Below are 14,719 nucleotides of genomic sequence, written 5' to 3'. Positions count from 1 at the left end.
TTCTTCCCAGTCACGGACTTCACAAGAAAGGCGCGGTGGCAACACCGCGCCTTTTTGCTGTCTGTCGGGGAAGCTAACCAATCTTGCCGGAAGATTAACTCTTCTCCACCTCGTGGCAGCAGAGGGCTCTGTTAAGCTTGGGTTAACCACGATCACGGCTGAGTGAACGGGACCGGAAGCGCCGGTCGCGACCGACAAGGAGTGCCATGTCGACAACCAGCAGTGTTGGTGCGCAGTCGGCTTCACAGCTGATCCGCACGCCGTTTCGTCCCCCCAGCTTTGCCAGCCTCGACAGCAATAGCGACAATGGCCTGACGCTGGACGAGTTGATGCAGAGTGCGCCCAAGGGCGCTTCTGATGCCAAATCTGCCAGCCGGACCCAGGCCCTGTTCTCGGCGATGGACCAGGACGGCAGCGGCAGCGTCACCAGCGCCGAGAAGGACGCCTTCGACAAGCAGATGGCCGACCGCATGCAGGGCATGGCCTTCATGACCCAGCAGATGGCGGCCCCCAGCAATGCTGACATCTTCAAGGACACCGACAGCAATGGCGATGGCTCGGTCTCGCTGGCCGAACTGGGCGACGACGAAGGCGCCGATGCCATCGGCAGCGAGGGCCTCAAGAAGCTGTTCGACCTGATCGACAGCGACGGCGATGGCGCCATCACCGAGACGGAAAGCAGCAGCTTCCTGGATGCCGTCAAATCAGCGCTGAACGATGCCGCCGGGGACGACGAAGCCCATGCCGGCGGTCCACCGCCGGGTGGGCCACCGCCAGGTGTCGGCGGCGATGACTCCGACGCCGACGAGGGCAGCACCGGCGTCGCAAGCCTGTTGGCAACGGCCCAGTCCGCCTATGGCAGCAGCCAGCAGAAAACGCTGCTGGAACAGTTGGCGTCAATCTTCGAGACAGCCGTCTGATCTGGTTTGGGGGTGCAGGCATCCCCAAACCGTCTTTCGGGATGGGCCATTTTCCGCCTGCCGCGGGCGCGCAAGGGCGGCTAACTTCGCGATCATCCCATTGGAGGCGATTCGATGAAGCCCACCCGACGCAGCGGCAGTGCCCTTGACCAGGCCGAGGCCGCCTTCAAGGCTGTGACCACCAAGCCCGTCATGGCCGCGCCGGCCGCCCCGCGCACGCCGCCCGAGGGCAAGGAGATGGTGACGCTGCGGCTCGATCGCGCCGTGCTGGAGCATTTCCAGGATGATGGTCCGGGTTGGCAGGATCGCATCAATGCAGCGCTGCGCGCAGCGGCTGGGCTCGATCCGGCCTGACCCTGGCTGGGCTCAGTGCGCCAGAAGGATGCGCAAGGCCAGGGCGATCGACACCACCACCACCAGCGGCCGGATGATCCTGGCGCCAAAGCGGATGCCGATGCGTGCGCCCAGATAGCCGCCGACCAGCTGCCCTGCGGCCATGGCCAGCGCAGCGGGCCAGATCACATCCCCAGCAGAGACAAAAATCGTCAGTGCCGCCAGATTGGACGTCACGTTGAGGACCTTGGTGTTGCCTGAGGCGCGGGTCAGGCCAAGGCCAAAGAGCATGACAAAGCCAATGGTCAGGAACGAACCGGTTCCAGGGCCAAAAATGCCGTCATAGAAACCAATGCCAAAGCCAAGCAGCGGCACGAAACGCGCGAACGGCAGCCGCGCTGCGCGGTCTGCGTCAGACAGATTTGGGGCAAACAGAAAATACAGCGCGATGCAGATCAGCGCGACGGGAACCGCAACATTGAGCAGGCTGGTATCAATCTGCTTGACGATCAGCGCCCCAGCGAAGCTGCCCGCATAGGTCGCGGCAATAGCCGGCACAAGGGCGCGGAGGTTGATGAAGCCCCGCCGCCAATAGGTGACGGCGGCCATGCCGGTGCCGATCACCGACTGCAGCTTGTTGGTGGCCAGCGCCGCCACCGGCGGCAGGCCGGCTGACAGCAGCGCGGGCAGCGCAATCATGCCGCCGCCACCGGCAATGGCATCGACAAAGCCGGCCAGCATGCCGACGCCGGCCAGCGCCAACAGCACCATGGGTTCAAGCATGAGGGGTCAGGTCCTGTCGGTGCTGCGGCGGCGCTGCAGATGATCGTCCGGCTCCGGCGCGTCAGCCAGCCGGCGCTCATAGATGGGAATATTGATCATGGACGACATGAAGCCGCTCATCATCAGTTGAAAGCCGCAGACCAGGGCGGTCATGGCCAGGATAACCGGACGCATAGTGCTGCTGGGGTTGAGCGGGCCATAGTCGCGCGCGGCCCATTCGGCCAGGCCCCAGACCAGCGCGGTCATGCCGACGACCATGAGCAGCACGGCGACCAGTAGGATGCGCTCCAATGTCAGGCCTTCGAGCAGGCGGTCATATTGGTCGGAACGCGGGATGAAGCCATAGCGGGAGGCAAAGCGCCGGCCGATGATGGCAAAGGCGATCGACTGCACCCCGACGATGACGCAAAGCGCGGCCACGAGGAAAGTGTGGATGTCGAAGGTGACCCCGCCCAGGCGCACCGGGCCGTGCAGCAGCGTGCCGCCAACCAAAAGGCCCATCAACAGCAGCGCCACGCCGGGATAGAGAAACAGCCAGCGCGGCGAAAACAGCAGAAGGAAGCGCAGATGGCGCCAGCCATCGCGGAAGGAGCGCAGATGCGGCGGGCGCGAACGCCCATCCTTGGCCAGCGCCGTGGGCACTTCGCGGATGTCGAGTTGAGCCAGCGTCGCCTTGACCACCATTTCGGAGGCGAATTCCATGCCCATGGTGCGCAGGGTCAGGCCTTGTACCGCGGCACGGGAGAAGCCCCGCAGGCCACAATGGAAGTCGCGCACCGGCGTGCGGAACAGCAGGCGTCCGACAAAGCTCAGCACGGGATTGCCGATATAGCGGTGGTGCCAGGGCATGGCGCCGGGGGCAATGCCGCCGGCAAAGCGATTGCCCATCACCAGGTCAGCGCCGTCGCGCAGGGCGGCGACAAAGGCGTCCAGACGCGAAAAATCATAGCTGTCATCGGCATCGCCCATGATGACATAGCGCCCCTGGGCTGCGGCAATGCCAGCCCCCAACGCGGCGCCATAGCCGCGCTCAGGGACGTCAACCACACGTGCGCCATGAGCCTCAGCGATCGCCTGCGAACCGTCGGTGGACCCATTGTCAGCGATCAGCACCTCGCCGACGATGCCGGTACGGGCCAGAAAGCCCTGTGCCTTGCCGATGCAAATGGCCAGGGTTTCGGCCTCGTTCAGGCACGGCATCAGAATAGTCAGCTCGACAGCGTCGGCCATATGGTCCCCCGGCCTGTTCCCCGAGTTGTGGCGTGAATCGGGGACGGCTGACAATGCGGTTATGCCCTATGCGGTTGGCGCCAGCCCGAGCCGGCCGAGGAAGCCGGCCAGCAGTGCCCGCTTCTCGGCGGAACTGTCCGATCTGCGCGCTGCAAACAGGCACGCCTGGCTCTCCAGCATCACGCCATCTTCCAGCACGCGCAGGCCATTGGCGGCCAGCGTCGAGCCCGTGGTGGTGATATCGACCACGATATCGGCCACGCCAGAGGCCGGTGCGGCTTCGGTGGCGCCCAGGCTTTCCACCGTGCGGTATTCCGCGATGCCGGCGGCCGCGAAGTGCTGACGGGTGATGGTGATGTATTTGGTGGCGATGCGCATCCAGCGGCCGTGGCGGCTGCGGAAGTCCGACGCGACATCGGCCAGATCGTGCATATGGGTGACGTCGATCCAGGCCTCGGGCACGGCAACCACCACATCGGCGCCGCCAAAGCCGAGTGGCTTGAGCGTCTCGACAGCGGCGGGGCCGGTTTCGCTGGTCTCGTGGATGAGGTCAAGCCCGGTCACGCCCAGGTCAATGGCGCCGCGGATCAGTTCACGGGCGATTTCCGAGGCCGGAAAGAAGCGCACCGTCACCTCGGGCACGCCTTCGATGGCGCCGAGATAGGACCGCGCGCCGCCGGGGCGGGTAATGGTCAGGCCATTGGCCGCAAACCACTCGCGGGTCAGTTCTTCCAGCCGCCCCTTGGAGGGAACGGCAAGCGTCAGGCTGGGCGTGCTCATGAGCGAACCTCGGCTTCCAGGCGATCGACCCAGACCGAGCAGCCCGAGGCGGCGATGGGCGCTGTGGCGCCCAGGCGTTCGAGCAGCCGGTCATACTGTCCGCCCGAGGCCAGCACGTCGCCGCGCGGCCCGGTCATCTCAAAGACAATGCCGGTATAATAGTCGAGACGGGGCGAGAAGGCCGCGTCAAAGCTTACGGGGCTTTCGCCCAGCGCATTGAGGTGCCGTCGAATAGCGCGGATCGGCGCGCCCAGCATCAGGCGATGCCGCTCAGCCAGCGCCTCGATGCGCGTCAGCGCCTGCAGGGCCGGGCCGGAAATGGCGAGATAATCGCGCAGCAGGGCCAGGGTCGCCGGCGGAACATGGGCCGCGTCGAGCGCCTGCTGCTCGAGATAGCGATCGACGATCTCGGCGGGTCCCCTGCCCTGATTGAGGCTGAGACCGGAGGATACCATCTGGGCCGTCACATCTTCGAGCAGTTCGTCGCGGTCCGGCTGCGCGGCACGCGGCAAGTCGGGGGCCGCCTCAAGACGCGCCAGCAGGCGCTGCAGCGCCTCGGTGTGGCCGAAGCGGTTGCGGATGCGCGGGCGCCAGGCATCAGGCATGTCGGCCTGCACCAGCAGCGCTTCAAACAGGCCCACGCCGCCCAGGCGCACCTGGGGCGTAATGCCATAGATGGATACAGCCGCACGGGCAAAGGTCAGCACCTGATCGAGAGCGACCTCGCCATCGGGCTGGGCCAGCAGTTCAATGCCGGCCTGGTCGAACTCGGCGGCGCCGGTCTCACGCTGGCGGAAGATCGGACCAAGATAGGAAAACGCCGCCGGGCGGCCAACGCCGTCGGCGATATAGGCCTGAACGATCGGCAGCGTGAAATCGGGCCGCAGGCAGTGTTCAGCGCCGGTGGTATCGGTGGTCAACAGCAGGCGGCTCCCGAATTCCTCGCCGGCGAGGTCAAAATAGGCATCGGCCGAGAGCAGCAGTGGCGGCGCAGCGCGGGTGGCGCCCTGGGCCTCTACCAGGGCCTCCAGATTGACCCGTCGGACGGCGGCCCCGCTCATTGCTGGCTCAACAGCGTCTGGATGGCGGTGACGAGATCGTCACGCTTGATCTCGAACTGGCCAGGCCGGGCGGCTTTCCATTCGGCATTGTCCGAAATGGCGGCCGCAGCCTGCTTGCCGGCAATCAGATCCTTGATCTGCAGAATGCCCTGCTCGCGCTCCTGGCTGCCTTCGATGACAACGGCGGGCGCATTGCGCTTGTCGGCATAGGCCACCTGCTTGCCGAAATTCTTGGTATTGCCCAGGAACATTTCCGCGCGGATGCCGGCATTGCGCAGCTCGCTCACCATGGCCTGGTAGCGGGCGGTCTGGTCCTTGTCCATTACCAGCACGACGACGGGCCCGACGGGCTCGCTGGCCTTGAGATTGCCCGTCAACTTGAGGGCATTGGCGAGGCGCGAGACGCCGATGGAAAAGCCGGTGGCCGGCACCGGTTCGCGGCGGAAGCGCGACACCAGGCCATCATAACGGCCACCGCCGCCCACCGAGCCGAACACCACGTCCTGACCCTTTTCGTTCTGCACCTTGAAGGTCAGTTCGATCTCGAACACCGGGCCGGTGTAGTATTCGAGGCCACGCACCACAGAGGGATCGAGCAGCACGCGATCGGAGAAGCCGCCGGCCGAAACCAGGCCGAAAATGGCGGCCAGTTCCTGCACGCCCTGCAGCCCGGCTTCCGAGCCGCCGATGAGGCCCGCCAGAGCGTTGATGGTCGACACGACATGGGCATTGCTGCCGCGTTCGACACCAGCGGCGGGAATGCCGCTCTCGACATAGGCGATGATGGAGTCGATCTGGTCAGCCGAGAGGCCGGCGCCCTTGGTGAAGTCGCCGCTCTCGTCCTTGCGACCGGCGCCGAGCAGCAGTTTGACGCCTTCGGGGCCGAATTTGTCGAGCTTGTCGATGGCGCGCAGCACGGTCAGCTTCTGCTCATCGGAGCTGACGCCGGCTGTGGCCAGCACGCCGTCGAGCACCTTGCGGTTGTTGACGCGCACCACATACTGGCCCTTGAGGCCCAGGGCATCCATGACGTCGGCCATCATCATGCACATTTCAGCGTCGGCCTCGGGACCGGCGGCGCCGACGGTGTCGGCGTCGAACTGCATGAACTGGCGGAAGCGGCCCGGACCGGGCTTTTCATTGCGGAACACATAGCCCTGGCGATAGGAGCGATAGGGCTTGGGCAGGGTTTCGAAATTCTCGGCGAAATAGCGGGCCAGCGGCGCGGTCAGATCATAGCGCAGGCTCATCCACTGCTCGTCATCGTCCTGCAGCGAGAACACGCCGGCGTTGGGCCGATCGGTATCGGGCAGGAACTTGCCCAGCGTCTCGGTGAGCTCGAGCAGCGGGGTTTCGACCGGATCAAAACCATAGCGCTCATAGACCTGCCGGATGGTGTCGATCATGGCGCCCACCGCCGCGATCTCGCCGGGCGTGCGGTCTTCAAAACCGCGTGGCAAACGCGGGGCGATCAGCTTGGTCTTTTCGGTCATTTGGCAGTTCCTGGACGTCGGGCCGTTCCTAGACGATTGGCCCACAGTAAACAACAGTGGCGCGGCGGGTCGGCGACCGGGGAGGACCCCGGCCGCCATGGGCTTTCAATGCCGTCTCCGGTCGTCGAGCCTGGGCACAGCCGGCCGCGATGGCACCGAGTACCATAACAGCGCGCCTTCTGCGGGCGGCAGGCCGACGTCGGCCCGCAGGCTTTCCGGCAGATCGCGCGGCAAGCGGGGCCGGTTCCACCAGGCGGACACTGCCGCAACAAGGACGGAGAACAGCCCACGCTGATGCACGGCGTCGGCGATGGAGAATTCAAGGCGCAGCACGATGCTGCCCTCGGAGAGAGGGTTCTGAGACATGATGATGTCCGGGTGCGCGCAAACGCAGTCCGGCCTCTGATAGAGTTAGGGGTGCAATGGACGGAACTGGAGTCGCAGACGACCCGGTTTCGACTCAAAGCTGGCTAGGGTTGAAAATGTCCGTGGTCAGGAGACCAGAGAAGGCTCACGGGCGACGCTCAGCGTCGGGTGAAACCATGCATAGCCGCAGCCTGAAGAGGATGATGCGATACTGTCATTGATACGCCTCCCTCAGGTTGGCTTTTTGTGGACACTTTGGCTGTAACTGACGGCATTGTGAGCCGCAAGCGGGCATTGTGCTGTTTGGTCGCAGGCAGGCAAAATGTTGCGCAATAGCAACACTTAAGCCGAAGCGGGCAGCGGCCTCTTGAACTGGTCGCGCTCAGTCTCAACCACCGCCCGGCAGAAGCAATCATCCGTGTGGTCGTTGACCAGGCCCATGGCCTGCATGAAGGCGTAACAGGTTGTGGGACCAACAAATTTGAAGCCGCGCTTGCGCAGATCCTTGCTGAGCGCGCGCGACGCGTCGGTCTGCGCCAGCAGCCGCAGGGCGGGCCAGCTGAGGTCGTCGGGGCGATGCTCGGGCCGGGTCTCGAAGCGCCAGAAATAGGCGGCCAGGGAACCAAATTCACGCTGCAATTCCAAGGCCTTACCAGCATTGTGAATCGTAGCGACGATCTTGCCGCGATGGCGGATAATACCGGCATCGCCGAGCAGGCGCTCGACATCGGCCTCGGTCATGGCGGCGACCCGGGGGATGTCGAAGCCGTGAAACGCCGCCCGGAAATTCTCGCGCTTGCGCAGGATGGTGATCCACGAGAGGCCGGACTGAAAGCCTTCCAGGCAAATTTTCTCGAACAGGCGCGTGTCGCTGACAACTGGACGCCCCCATTCCTGGTCGTGATAGTGACGATAGAGCGGATCGTCGCCGGCCCATGGGCAGCGGGGAAGTCCATCGCCTGGCACTTGGGCATCCGTGCTCGGATTTGACATGGCGTGGCACCTTTCACTATCCAGATGTGGGCTGGCGCCGGGGGGACGGCGCCGACCCGAATCGCTGCCCGCCATTATCGCCACCGGCGCGGCGACAACCATCCCCGAGGGCAGGCCGTGATCATTCCAGGACGCATGCGGGCACTGGTGGTGGATGACAACAGCTATGCGCGGGCCATCTGTGCGGCAAGCCTGGAGAAGCTGGGCGTCCGAGAGATCGTCGAGGCCGAGGGCGGGGCTGAGGCCATCTTGGCGCTGATGACGGCGCCCTTCGATGTGGTGCTGATGGACTGGTACATGCCTGACATCAATGGCGCCGGGCTGATGACAGTGCTGCGTGACGTGCGCTTCGGGGCGCCACGAGACACGCCGGTGATCCTGATGACCGCCTATGCCAGCCAGGACAATGTCACCCGGGCGCGGGCGTTGGGTGTCAACGATGTTCTGATCAAGCCGTTCAGCACGCCGCAGCTGGGGGCTGCCCTGGGGCGGATCTTGGGGCAGGCTCAGCTCGCCGCGGGCGACGACGCCTATTACCTCTAGCGCATTCCGACCTCCCGCGACGGTGCCAACAGCGCGTTAAGCCCCTGCTAACCTAGCGGTCCAGCAATGGCTTAACCATTCCGGTTCACCGGGCATTGGCCATTTTGCAGCATTGTCACTGCAACGGTCGACCCGCAGTCGGCTGTTGGGGCGTGGATGGCTGGGGTGGACGTGACGATGGGTAAGCAGTTTGCGGCGCGCGGTGGTCTGGCGCTGGCATTGGTTTTGTCAGTGGCTGTTCCGGGACAGGGCGCGGGCCTGCAGGCCGGCTGGCGCTTCATGCCCCCGCCGGGCATCACAATCACCGATTCTCGGCCGCGCAATGCCTTGCAGCTGCAAGCCAATATGACCGTAAACCCGATGTATCTGCGTCAGGTCGTCCGCTACCCGACCCAGGAACGCAGCGGCACGGTGGTGATCGATACCCGGGCGCATTTCCTCTATTTCGTGCTGGGGGATGGCCGGGCGCTGCGCTACGGCATCGGCGTCGCCAAATCGGGCTTTGAATGGAGCGGCACGCATCAGATCTCGCGCAAGGCCGAGTGGCCGACCTGGACGCCGCCGGCCGAAATGCGCCAGCGTCGCCCTGAACTGCCCAGCTCGATGGCCGGCGGACCGAACAATCCTCTGGGCGCCCGCGCCCTTTATATCGGCAGCACGCTCTATCGCATCCACGGCACTACCGAACCGTGGAGCATTGGCCAGGACGTGTCCTCAGGCTGCATCCGACTGACCAACGCAGACGTGATCGATCTGTATGCGCGCGTTAAGATCAACAGCAAAGTGGTGGTCTTTTAATAAGGATTATGTCGGACATTGGTCCGCGCCTCACGACGGGGCGCTGAACCTATGGACCTCTGCCATGACACCTGTCTCCGATCTTGTTTCGCGTTTCGGGCGGGATGAGCGCGGCGTTTTCGCGGTCATGTTCGCGGTCATGGCCATTGTGCTCATCGCCCTGGCCGGGTCGGTGGTCGATTATGTGACGCTCGAGCAGACGCGCAATCGCGCCCAGATTGCACTCGATGCCGCGGCGTTGGCGCTGCAGCCGGAGATCTTTGAGACCAACTACACCAAGGAGCAGCTGCGGGCCAAAGCCGAGCTGCTGATGCAGGACCGCATTGGCACGGCCTTCAATGTGACATCTGCCGTCACGGGCATTGACATCAATGTCGCCGACGGCACGCTGTACCTCAAGGCGACCATGACCTATCCCACCATTGTGGTCCGCCTGGTGGGAGTGCCGGAGATGACCGCCACCATCGAGTCCGAGGCGACGCGCAAGAAGCTGGCGCTGGAAGTGGCCTTCGTGCTCGATAACTCGGGGTCGATGTCCTACACCGGCGCAGGCGCCAATGGCACGCGCCAGCGCATCCAGTTCCTCAAGGATGCGGCCAACTGTGCAACCAACACCCTGTTCTATGACAAGGTGGTGGACAACCCTTCCAACCCCGACACCTGCATTCCGGCGTCCGGCGCCAAGCTGGTGCCCAATGTGCGCGCGGCGGTGGTGCCGTTCACCATGTATGTCAATGTCGGCTCGGGCAATGCCAATGCCAGCTGGATGGACAAGACGGGTTCTTCGATCATCGCCAATGACAATTTCGACACCGACGATGACGAAAGCACTTTGCCGACCAGCCTACCGAACCGGTTCGCCCTGTTCTCGGCAACGGGCGTCCAATGGCGCGGCTGCGTGGAAGCGAGGCCCCACATCAAGACGGGCAGCACTGCCAATCAATATCTGGATACCGACGACGTCGACCCGACATCAGGTAACGCACTCTATGTCCCGCTGTTCTCGCCCGACTTGGTCGACGGTGTGGGCGGCAATAGCTATCTCGGCGACGCGCCGGCAGTCTGCGACCGACCTGCGCAAGGGAACACAACCTGCACGATAGTGGAGCAGAGGACCTGCTATTGGTGGGGATGCGGCGGATCCTGGAGCACGTCTGCTCCTACGGGTCCGACAAATTTCTCCAACAATACATACTATTCCGGGGCCTTCTACGGGGCCCATTCGGATTCCTGCTCGTGCAGGAATGGCATAAGCTGGACCGGGTGGAGTTCTGGAACATATCAAACCCGCACCGGATCCTGCTCCGGCGGCGGATACATTCCCTATGGCCTGAGCCAGCGTGAATTGCAGGAACGCATCTGCAAATACCACCAGAGCGCACCCGATGATTTCTCATGGGGCCCCAATGCAGACTGTACCCGCACGGCCATTCTGCCGCTGACCACGTCACCGTCCACAGTGATCAACACTATCAACGCCATGACTGCCGAGGGTGGTACCAATATCCACCAGGGTGCGGTCTGGGGCTTCAACGCGCTGTCGCCGACGGCGCCGTTCACCGAAGGCGCGGTGTATAATTCGGCCACCTCCAAGGTCATGATCCTGATGACCGACGGCGAGAACACCGCCTACAACCTGTCGTCGCATTGCGGAGACTCGCAGCGCAATCTCGACGGCAATTGCTACAACTCCGCCTATGGCTTTCCCTATAATTCGAAGAACACCAACTCCGCATCGTCCAGCGGCGGCAATATCGAGCGGCTGGGCTATCTGGGCGCGCCCAATAGCACGCTGGTGACCGACATGAACACGCGGACCAGCCAGACGTGCGAGAATGCCAAGGCCGCCGGCATCACCGTCTACACGATCGGCCTAGCGACCAACCAGGCCCAGCAAAGCACGCAGCAGGTGGTGGAAACCATGCTCAAGAATTGCGCCAGCACGCAGGACCGTGCCTATTTCCCGCAGACGCCTGGCGAGCTGCGTGACGTGTTCGCCGCCATTGCCAATGATCTGTCGGCCCTGCGGCTGGCACGCTGATGATGGAAGGAATGGTACCGCCTCCCCGGATTGAACGGGGGACCTCTAGATCCACAATCTAGCGCTCTAACCAACTGAGCTAAGGCGGCAAGGAGCTTATCAAGGGAGCGATCAACACCGCGTCCCGACAGCGCGCGGAACATAGGTTGAGAAAACCAGGATGACAAGCACCCTTTTTGCCTTCGTCCCTGTCAATTTTGTCTCAACCGTTCTGCCGGGATGATCGGCCCTTCGTCGTGCCGATGACGATATTGTAACGGATTGCCGCTTAACCATTCTCCCAGAAGCAGGGGGCGGCGGCGGCTGGCCGCTCTGGACCGTCCCCTGCCCGACCTATATTGAAGAAAGCTTAAGGTTCCGGGCACAGTTGTGTCGGAATGGCACAATAGCCTGCCACAAGCCGGAACGGAGATGACGACGGTTCATGGTTGCTGACTGGATCACATCGCCAAGTGCCCGCCGTGTGCAGCAGCACGCGGCTGATCCACGTCCCGCCTGGCTATGGTCGCAGGACGGGCAGTCGCTGATCTGGAGCAACCCGGCAGCCGCGCTGTTCCTGGCAAAGCTCAAGAAGCATGGGCTCAAGCGAGCGCAGCCGGCTGTGCCGATCAAAGGGCAGGTCAGCCGCAATATCCGACTAGGTTCGCCGGGACGGACGAGCCTGGCGCGTATCCAGTTTCAGGCCGGCGACAAGCCGGCGTCGGGCACTTGCGCCACTACGCCCCTGACCTGGGAGAACGGCCAGATCGCGCTGCTGATCGTTGGCGTTGACCCGATCGATGCCGAGATCATCGCTGCCGCCGGTGTGCAAACCGACAGCCAAGAGTCCCATGCCGATGCCGGCGAAGGCTCGGATTTGGCACAGAATGCCCCAGACGACGGCTCGCCCATGGAGCATTTTGAGCAGGCCGAAGACCTGTCTGCATGGAGCGAAGCGGCCGAGGCGGTTTCCGGGAGCCCGGCCGAACCCGAGGATGCGTCCGCACCCGCTCCGCATATCGAAGGCCTGATCGCCGAAGATGAAGCCGCCTATGCCCGCGAGCTCGAGAGCTGGCGCATGGCCGAACTGGCGGGGCAGTCGCCCATGCCGGTGGATGACGGTCCGGCGGATGGCGTCGCCCTGGTTCCTTCGATGGACTCCGACGGTACGGATGATGACCGCGCCGACCAGCCTGACGAGGCTTGGTCTGATGGCGACGCGGACGAAACCGCGCCGACCGAAACTATCGACACGCCAGAGATCGCAGCGCCGCAGGATCGCACCGAGCCAACCCACTCCCCCGCCCCGCGCGACGAGAGGGAGACGGCGGATAGCGCAGTCGCCGAGCCGGCCCGCAGCTCCCGCCTGAGTGCGCTGCTGGACAGGCTGGTCGCCGACGAGGATCTTTACACGCCGCTGACGGCTGACGATGACCACCCGCCGGTGGCACCGGTCGCGCGGGATCAGGCTGACACCGACCTTGCCGCTGATGCCGATGCCGCCGCGCCCGAGCCGGATGAGACTGCGCTCGATGCGCCGATTGAGGCTGCGGCCGACGAGCCCGCGGTTGAGGTCGCCGACGCGCCTGTTGTGCTGCCCGCGGCCACGGGACTGTTCCGCGTTACCGGCCACGGCTTCCGCCCGCTGGCCCCTGAGGCCGATGCCACTGCGCCGCTGGAGGATCTTGCCGAGATTGAGGCCAGCGCCGAAGCTGAGGATCAGGCTGATCTGGCACGGATGGATCGCGCCGGTGAGCCGGTGGAACCAGAGGCCACACCGCTCGCCGAAGAAAACGCCTCGCCAGCGAGCGCACAAACCCTCGACACCGAAGTGGTCGAGCGGGTGTCGCGCTATAATTTTGACGAGCTGTCCCGCATTCTCAATGATCGGGTGGCCGACATCGGCATGCCGCCGGCCGTGCCAACGACGCCGACGGGCACATCGGCAACTGCCTCGCTGGTCAATCTGGGCGGCGAGACGCTGGTGCTCAATCGCCTCCCGTTGGGCATTTTGGTGTTCCGTGACCAGCAAATCCTGTTTGCCAACCGCGCCATCACCGACATGGTGGGCTATGAATCGGTAGAAAAGCTGCGGGCCGCGGGCCTGGCCGCCGTGTTCCCCGCTGCTGGCCCCGATGGCCAGGAAGCCGGGCCGATCAACCATCTGGTGCAGCGCGATGGCACGCTGGTGCCGGTGACGGCGCGACTGCAGTCGATGTCCTGGCAGGGGCGCCCTGCCCTGATGCTGTCGGCCAGCGCCACCGAAGTGCGCACCGGCCATGAATCTGCGGTTAGTGCCTTTGCCCAGAGCCTGGCCGATATTGTCGGCGACGGCTTTTTCGAAGCGACGCGCAGCGGCGTCGTCAAGGCCATCACCCCCAAGGCGGTCGCGCTTCTGGAGCAGACAGGCCCCGTCGATGGCAAGCCGCTGACCGCCTTGATTGCCGCTGAGGATGTGCCGGCGCTGCGCAGCTTCCTTGATCGCCCGGCCCGGTTTGCCGAGACTGAGCGCCCCTGGCTGGCGCTGCGGAGCGCTGCAGGCGGCTCCAGCATAACTCTCTTCACCCAGGGCCAGGCCGGCGTAGTCACCGGCTATTTCGGCTTTGTGCGTGCCCGCACGGCGCCGCAGTTGCGCCTGTCGGCCACGCCCGATGCCGATCCGGCGCTGCTGGGTCGCATCAGCCGCGGCGTACGTCGCCCGCTCAACACCATCATCGGCTTTGCCGATATGCTGCATGCGGCGGGCCCCGAGATCGACGCCGAGCGTCTTGCCGACTATGCCCGCGACATCAGCCATGCCGGGCAGGATATTGCCGCGCTGGTGGACGAGCTTGAGGACTATGCCCGCCTGCGCGACGGCCGTTACCTGCCGCAGCGCGCGACCATCGAATTGACCGAGCTGCTGGAGGGCTGCGTGCTTCGCATCCGCCAGCATGCCAGCAATGGCCGCGTGCTGGTGCGCAATGCCATTTCGGAGACCCTGCCCCGGCTGACGGCGGACCGTGCCTCGCTGGAACAGGCGGTGCTGAACCTCCTAGCCAGCGCCATCGACCAGACGCCAGCCGGCGGCGCCGTGGTGATCTCGGCGCAGCGCACGGACGAGGGTGGCATTGCCGTGCATGTGCGCGACAGCTCGAGCCACAATGTCGATATGGGCGAGCGCTTCGTGGTGTTCCGCGATGGCATGGGCCGCAATGGCCAGGCGCTGACACCGGTGCGTTCCAGCGTTGGCCTGGCGCTGACGCGCTCGCTGTTGGCGGTCAATGCCTTCTCGCTGTCGGTCGATCCGGCGGGCGAGCATGGCATGCTGTTCACCCTGACCATTCCAGCCGATCTGGTCGCGGTGCCCGGCACGGACGAGCAGAACAGCTAGCTGCGCCGATACGGCCGATTTGTCGC

General features: G+C 64.5%; 13 protein-coding genes and 1 tRNA gene. 6 read left to right on the top strand and 8 right to left on the bottom strand.

Translation table 11 applies throughout. The features are described from left to right. Positions 1–206 precede the first annotated feature (206 nt). Together E8M79_RS06200 and E8M79_RS06195 are read left to right on the top strand one after the other, a co-directional pair. Positions 207–920 (top strand): EF-hand domain-containing protein, encoded by a 714-nt coding sequence (locus E8M79_RS06200; RefSeq protein WP_137151077.1) that lies wholly within the window; start codon positions 207–209, stop codon positions 918–920. A gap of 114 nt (positions 921–1,034) precedes the next feature. Further along, positions 1,035–1,274 carry a BrnA antitoxin family protein gene (locus E8M79_RS06195; RefSeq protein WP_137151076.1) on the top strand — a complete coding sequence of 80 codons (240 nt, stop codon included), beginning with the start codon at positions 1,035–1,037 and terminating at the stop codon, positions 1,272–1,274. A gap of 12 nt (positions 1,275–1,286) precedes the next feature. Here the strand turns inward: E8M79_RS06195 and E8M79_RS06190 are convergent, their stop codons facing one another. From E8M79_RS06190 to E8M79_RS06160, 7 genes are all read right to left on the bottom strand, one after another. Next, complete coding sequence (locus E8M79_RS06190) at positions 1,287–2,036, bottom strand: TSUP family transporter (protein WP_137151075.1); 750 nt, start codon at positions 2,034–2,036, stop codon at positions 1,287–1,289. A gap of 6 nt (positions 2,037–2,042) precedes the next feature. Further along, positions 2,043–3,266: a glycosyltransferase family 2 protein gene (locus E8M79_RS06185; RefSeq protein WP_137151074.1), complete on the bottom strand. Its 1,224-nt coding sequence runs from the start codon at positions 3,264–3,266 to the stop codon at positions 2,043–2,045. 66 nt (positions 3,267–3,332) lie between these two features. Next, positions 3,333–4,046, bottom strand: coding sequence for an ATP phosphoribosyltransferase (gene hisG / locus E8M79_RS06180; protein WP_137151073.1), 714 nt, complete (start codon positions 4,044–4,046; stop codon positions 3,333–3,335). Then, positions 4,043–5,107, bottom strand: coding sequence for an ATP phosphoribosyltransferase regulatory subunit (locus tag E8M79_RS06175; protein ID WP_137151072.1), 1,065 nt, complete (start codon positions 5,105–5,107; stop codon positions 4,043–4,045). Before E8M79_RS06175 ends, hisG begins: the two co-directional genes overlap by 4 nt. Beyond that, positions 5,104–6,600 (bottom strand): histidine--tRNA ligase, encoded by a 1,497-nt coding sequence (gene hisS, locus E8M79_RS06170; protein ID WP_137151071.1) that lies wholly within the window; start codon positions 6,598–6,600, stop codon positions 5,104–5,106. Before hisS ends, E8M79_RS06175 begins: the two co-directional genes overlap by 4 nt. A gap of 105 nt (positions 6,601–6,705) precedes the next feature. Further along, positions 6,706–6,966 carry a hypothetical protein gene (locus E8M79_RS06165; protein WP_137151070.1) on the bottom strand — a complete coding sequence of 87 codons (261 nt, stop codon included), beginning with the start codon at positions 6,964–6,966 and terminating at the stop codon, positions 6,706–6,708. A gap of 342 nt (positions 6,967–7,308) precedes the next feature. Then, on the bottom strand, positions 7,309–7,959 hold the full coding sequence (locus E8M79_RS06160; protein WP_137151069.1) for a DNA-3-methyladenine glycosylase I: 651 nt from the start codon (positions 7,957–7,959) through the stop codon (positions 7,309–7,311). A gap of 117 nt (positions 7,960–8,076) precedes the next feature. Between E8M79_RS06160 and E8M79_RS06155 the strand changes: the two genes are divergently transcribed. From E8M79_RS06155 to E8M79_RS06145, 3 genes are all read left to right on the top strand, one after another. Next, the gene (locus E8M79_RS06155) at positions 8,077–8,502 is read left to right on the top strand and encodes a response regulator (protein WP_171015751.1); all 426 of its coding nucleotides are present in this window, start codon (positions 8,077–8,079) and stop codon (positions 8,500–8,502) included. A gap of 177 nt (positions 8,503–8,679) precedes the next feature. Beyond that, positions 8,680–9,300 carry a L,D-transpeptidase gene (locus E8M79_RS06150; protein ID WP_248304918.1) on the top strand — a complete coding sequence of 207 codons (621 nt, stop codon included), beginning with the start codon at positions 8,680–8,682 and terminating at the stop codon, positions 9,298–9,300. 64 nt (positions 9,301–9,364) lie between these two features. Continuing rightward, the gene (locus tag E8M79_RS06145) at positions 9,365–11,341 is read left to right on the top strand and encodes a TadE/TadG family type IV pilus assembly protein (RefSeq protein WP_171015750.1); all 1,977 of its coding nucleotides are present in this window, start codon (positions 9,365–9,367) and stop codon (positions 11,339–11,341) included. A 12-nt stretch (positions 11,342–11,353) separates the two neighbouring features. Here the strand turns inward: E8M79_RS06145 and E8M79_RS06140 are convergent. Next, positions 11,354–11,430: transfer RNA gene (locus E8M79_RS06140), tRNA-His, on the bottom strand. Between the two features lie 335 nt (positions 11,431–11,765). Between E8M79_RS06140 and E8M79_RS06135 the strand changes: the two genes are divergently transcribed. Further along, positions 11,766–14,693 (top strand): HAMP domain-containing sensor histidine kinase, encoded by a 2,928-nt coding sequence (locus E8M79_RS06135; protein ID WP_137151065.1) that lies wholly within the window; start codon positions 11,766–11,768, stop codon positions 14,691–14,693. Positions 14,694–14,719 lie beyond the last annotated feature (26 nt).

It is taken from the genome of Devosia sp. FKR38 (assembly GCF_005222805.1).
Lineage (GTDB): Bacteria > Pseudomonadota > Alphaproteobacteria > Rhizobiales > Devosiaceae > Devosia.
Note: the sequence above shows the minus strand (reverse complement) of the source record. Positions and strands in the feature narration are given on the sequence as shown.

What these genes read in the sequence shown, in the direction of transcription:
- E8M79_RS06200 (WP_137151077.1), top strand. Translation starts at nt 207, where the DNA reads ATGTCGACAACCAGCAGTGTTGGTGCGCAGTCGGCTTCACAGCTGATC.
- E8M79_RS06195 (WP_137151076.1), top strand. Translation starts at nt 1,035, where the DNA reads ATGAAGCCCACCCGACGCAGCGGCAGTGCCCTTGACCAGGCCGAGGCC.
- E8M79_RS06190 (WP_137151075.1), bottom strand. Translation starts at nt 2,036, where the DNA reads ATGCTTGAACCCATGGTGCTGTTGGCGCTGGCCGGCGTCGGCATGCTG.
- E8M79_RS06185 (WP_137151074.1), bottom strand. Translation starts at nt 3,266, where the DNA reads ATGGCCGACGCTGTCGAGCTGACTATTCTGATGCCGTGCCTGAACGAG.
- hisG (WP_137151073.1), bottom strand. Translation starts at nt 4,046, where the DNA reads ATGAGCACGCCCAGCCTGACGCTTGCCGTTCCCTCCAAGGGGCGGCTG.
- E8M79_RS06175 (WP_137151072.1), bottom strand. Translation starts at nt 5,107, where the DNA reads ATGAGCGGGGCCGCCGTCCGACGGGTCAATCTGGAGGCCCTGGTAGAG.
- hisS (WP_137151071.1), bottom strand. Translation starts at nt 6,600, where the DNA reads ATGACCGAAAAGACCAAGCTGATCGCCCCGCGTTTGCCACGCGGTTTT.
- E8M79_RS06165 (WP_137151070.1), bottom strand. Translation starts at nt 6,966, where the DNA reads ATGTCTCAGAACCCTCTCTCCGAGGGCAGCATCGTGCTGCGCCTTGAA.
- E8M79_RS06160 (WP_137151069.1), bottom strand. Translation starts at nt 7,959, where the DNA reads ATGTCAAATCCGAGCACGGATGCCCAAGTGCCAGGCGATGGACTTCCC.
- E8M79_RS06150 (WP_248304918.1), top strand. Translation starts at nt 8,680, where the DNA reads ATGGGTAAGCAGTTTGCGGCGCGCGGTGGTCTGGCGCTGGCATTGGTT.
- E8M79_RS06145 (WP_171015750.1), top strand. Translation starts at nt 9,365, where the DNA reads ATGACACCTGTCTCCGATCTTGTTTCGCGTTTCGGGCGGGATGAGCGC.
- E8M79_RS06135 (WP_137151065.1), top strand. Translation starts at nt 11,766, where the DNA reads ATGGTTGCTGACTGGATCACATCGCCAAGTGCCCGCCGTGTGCAGCAG.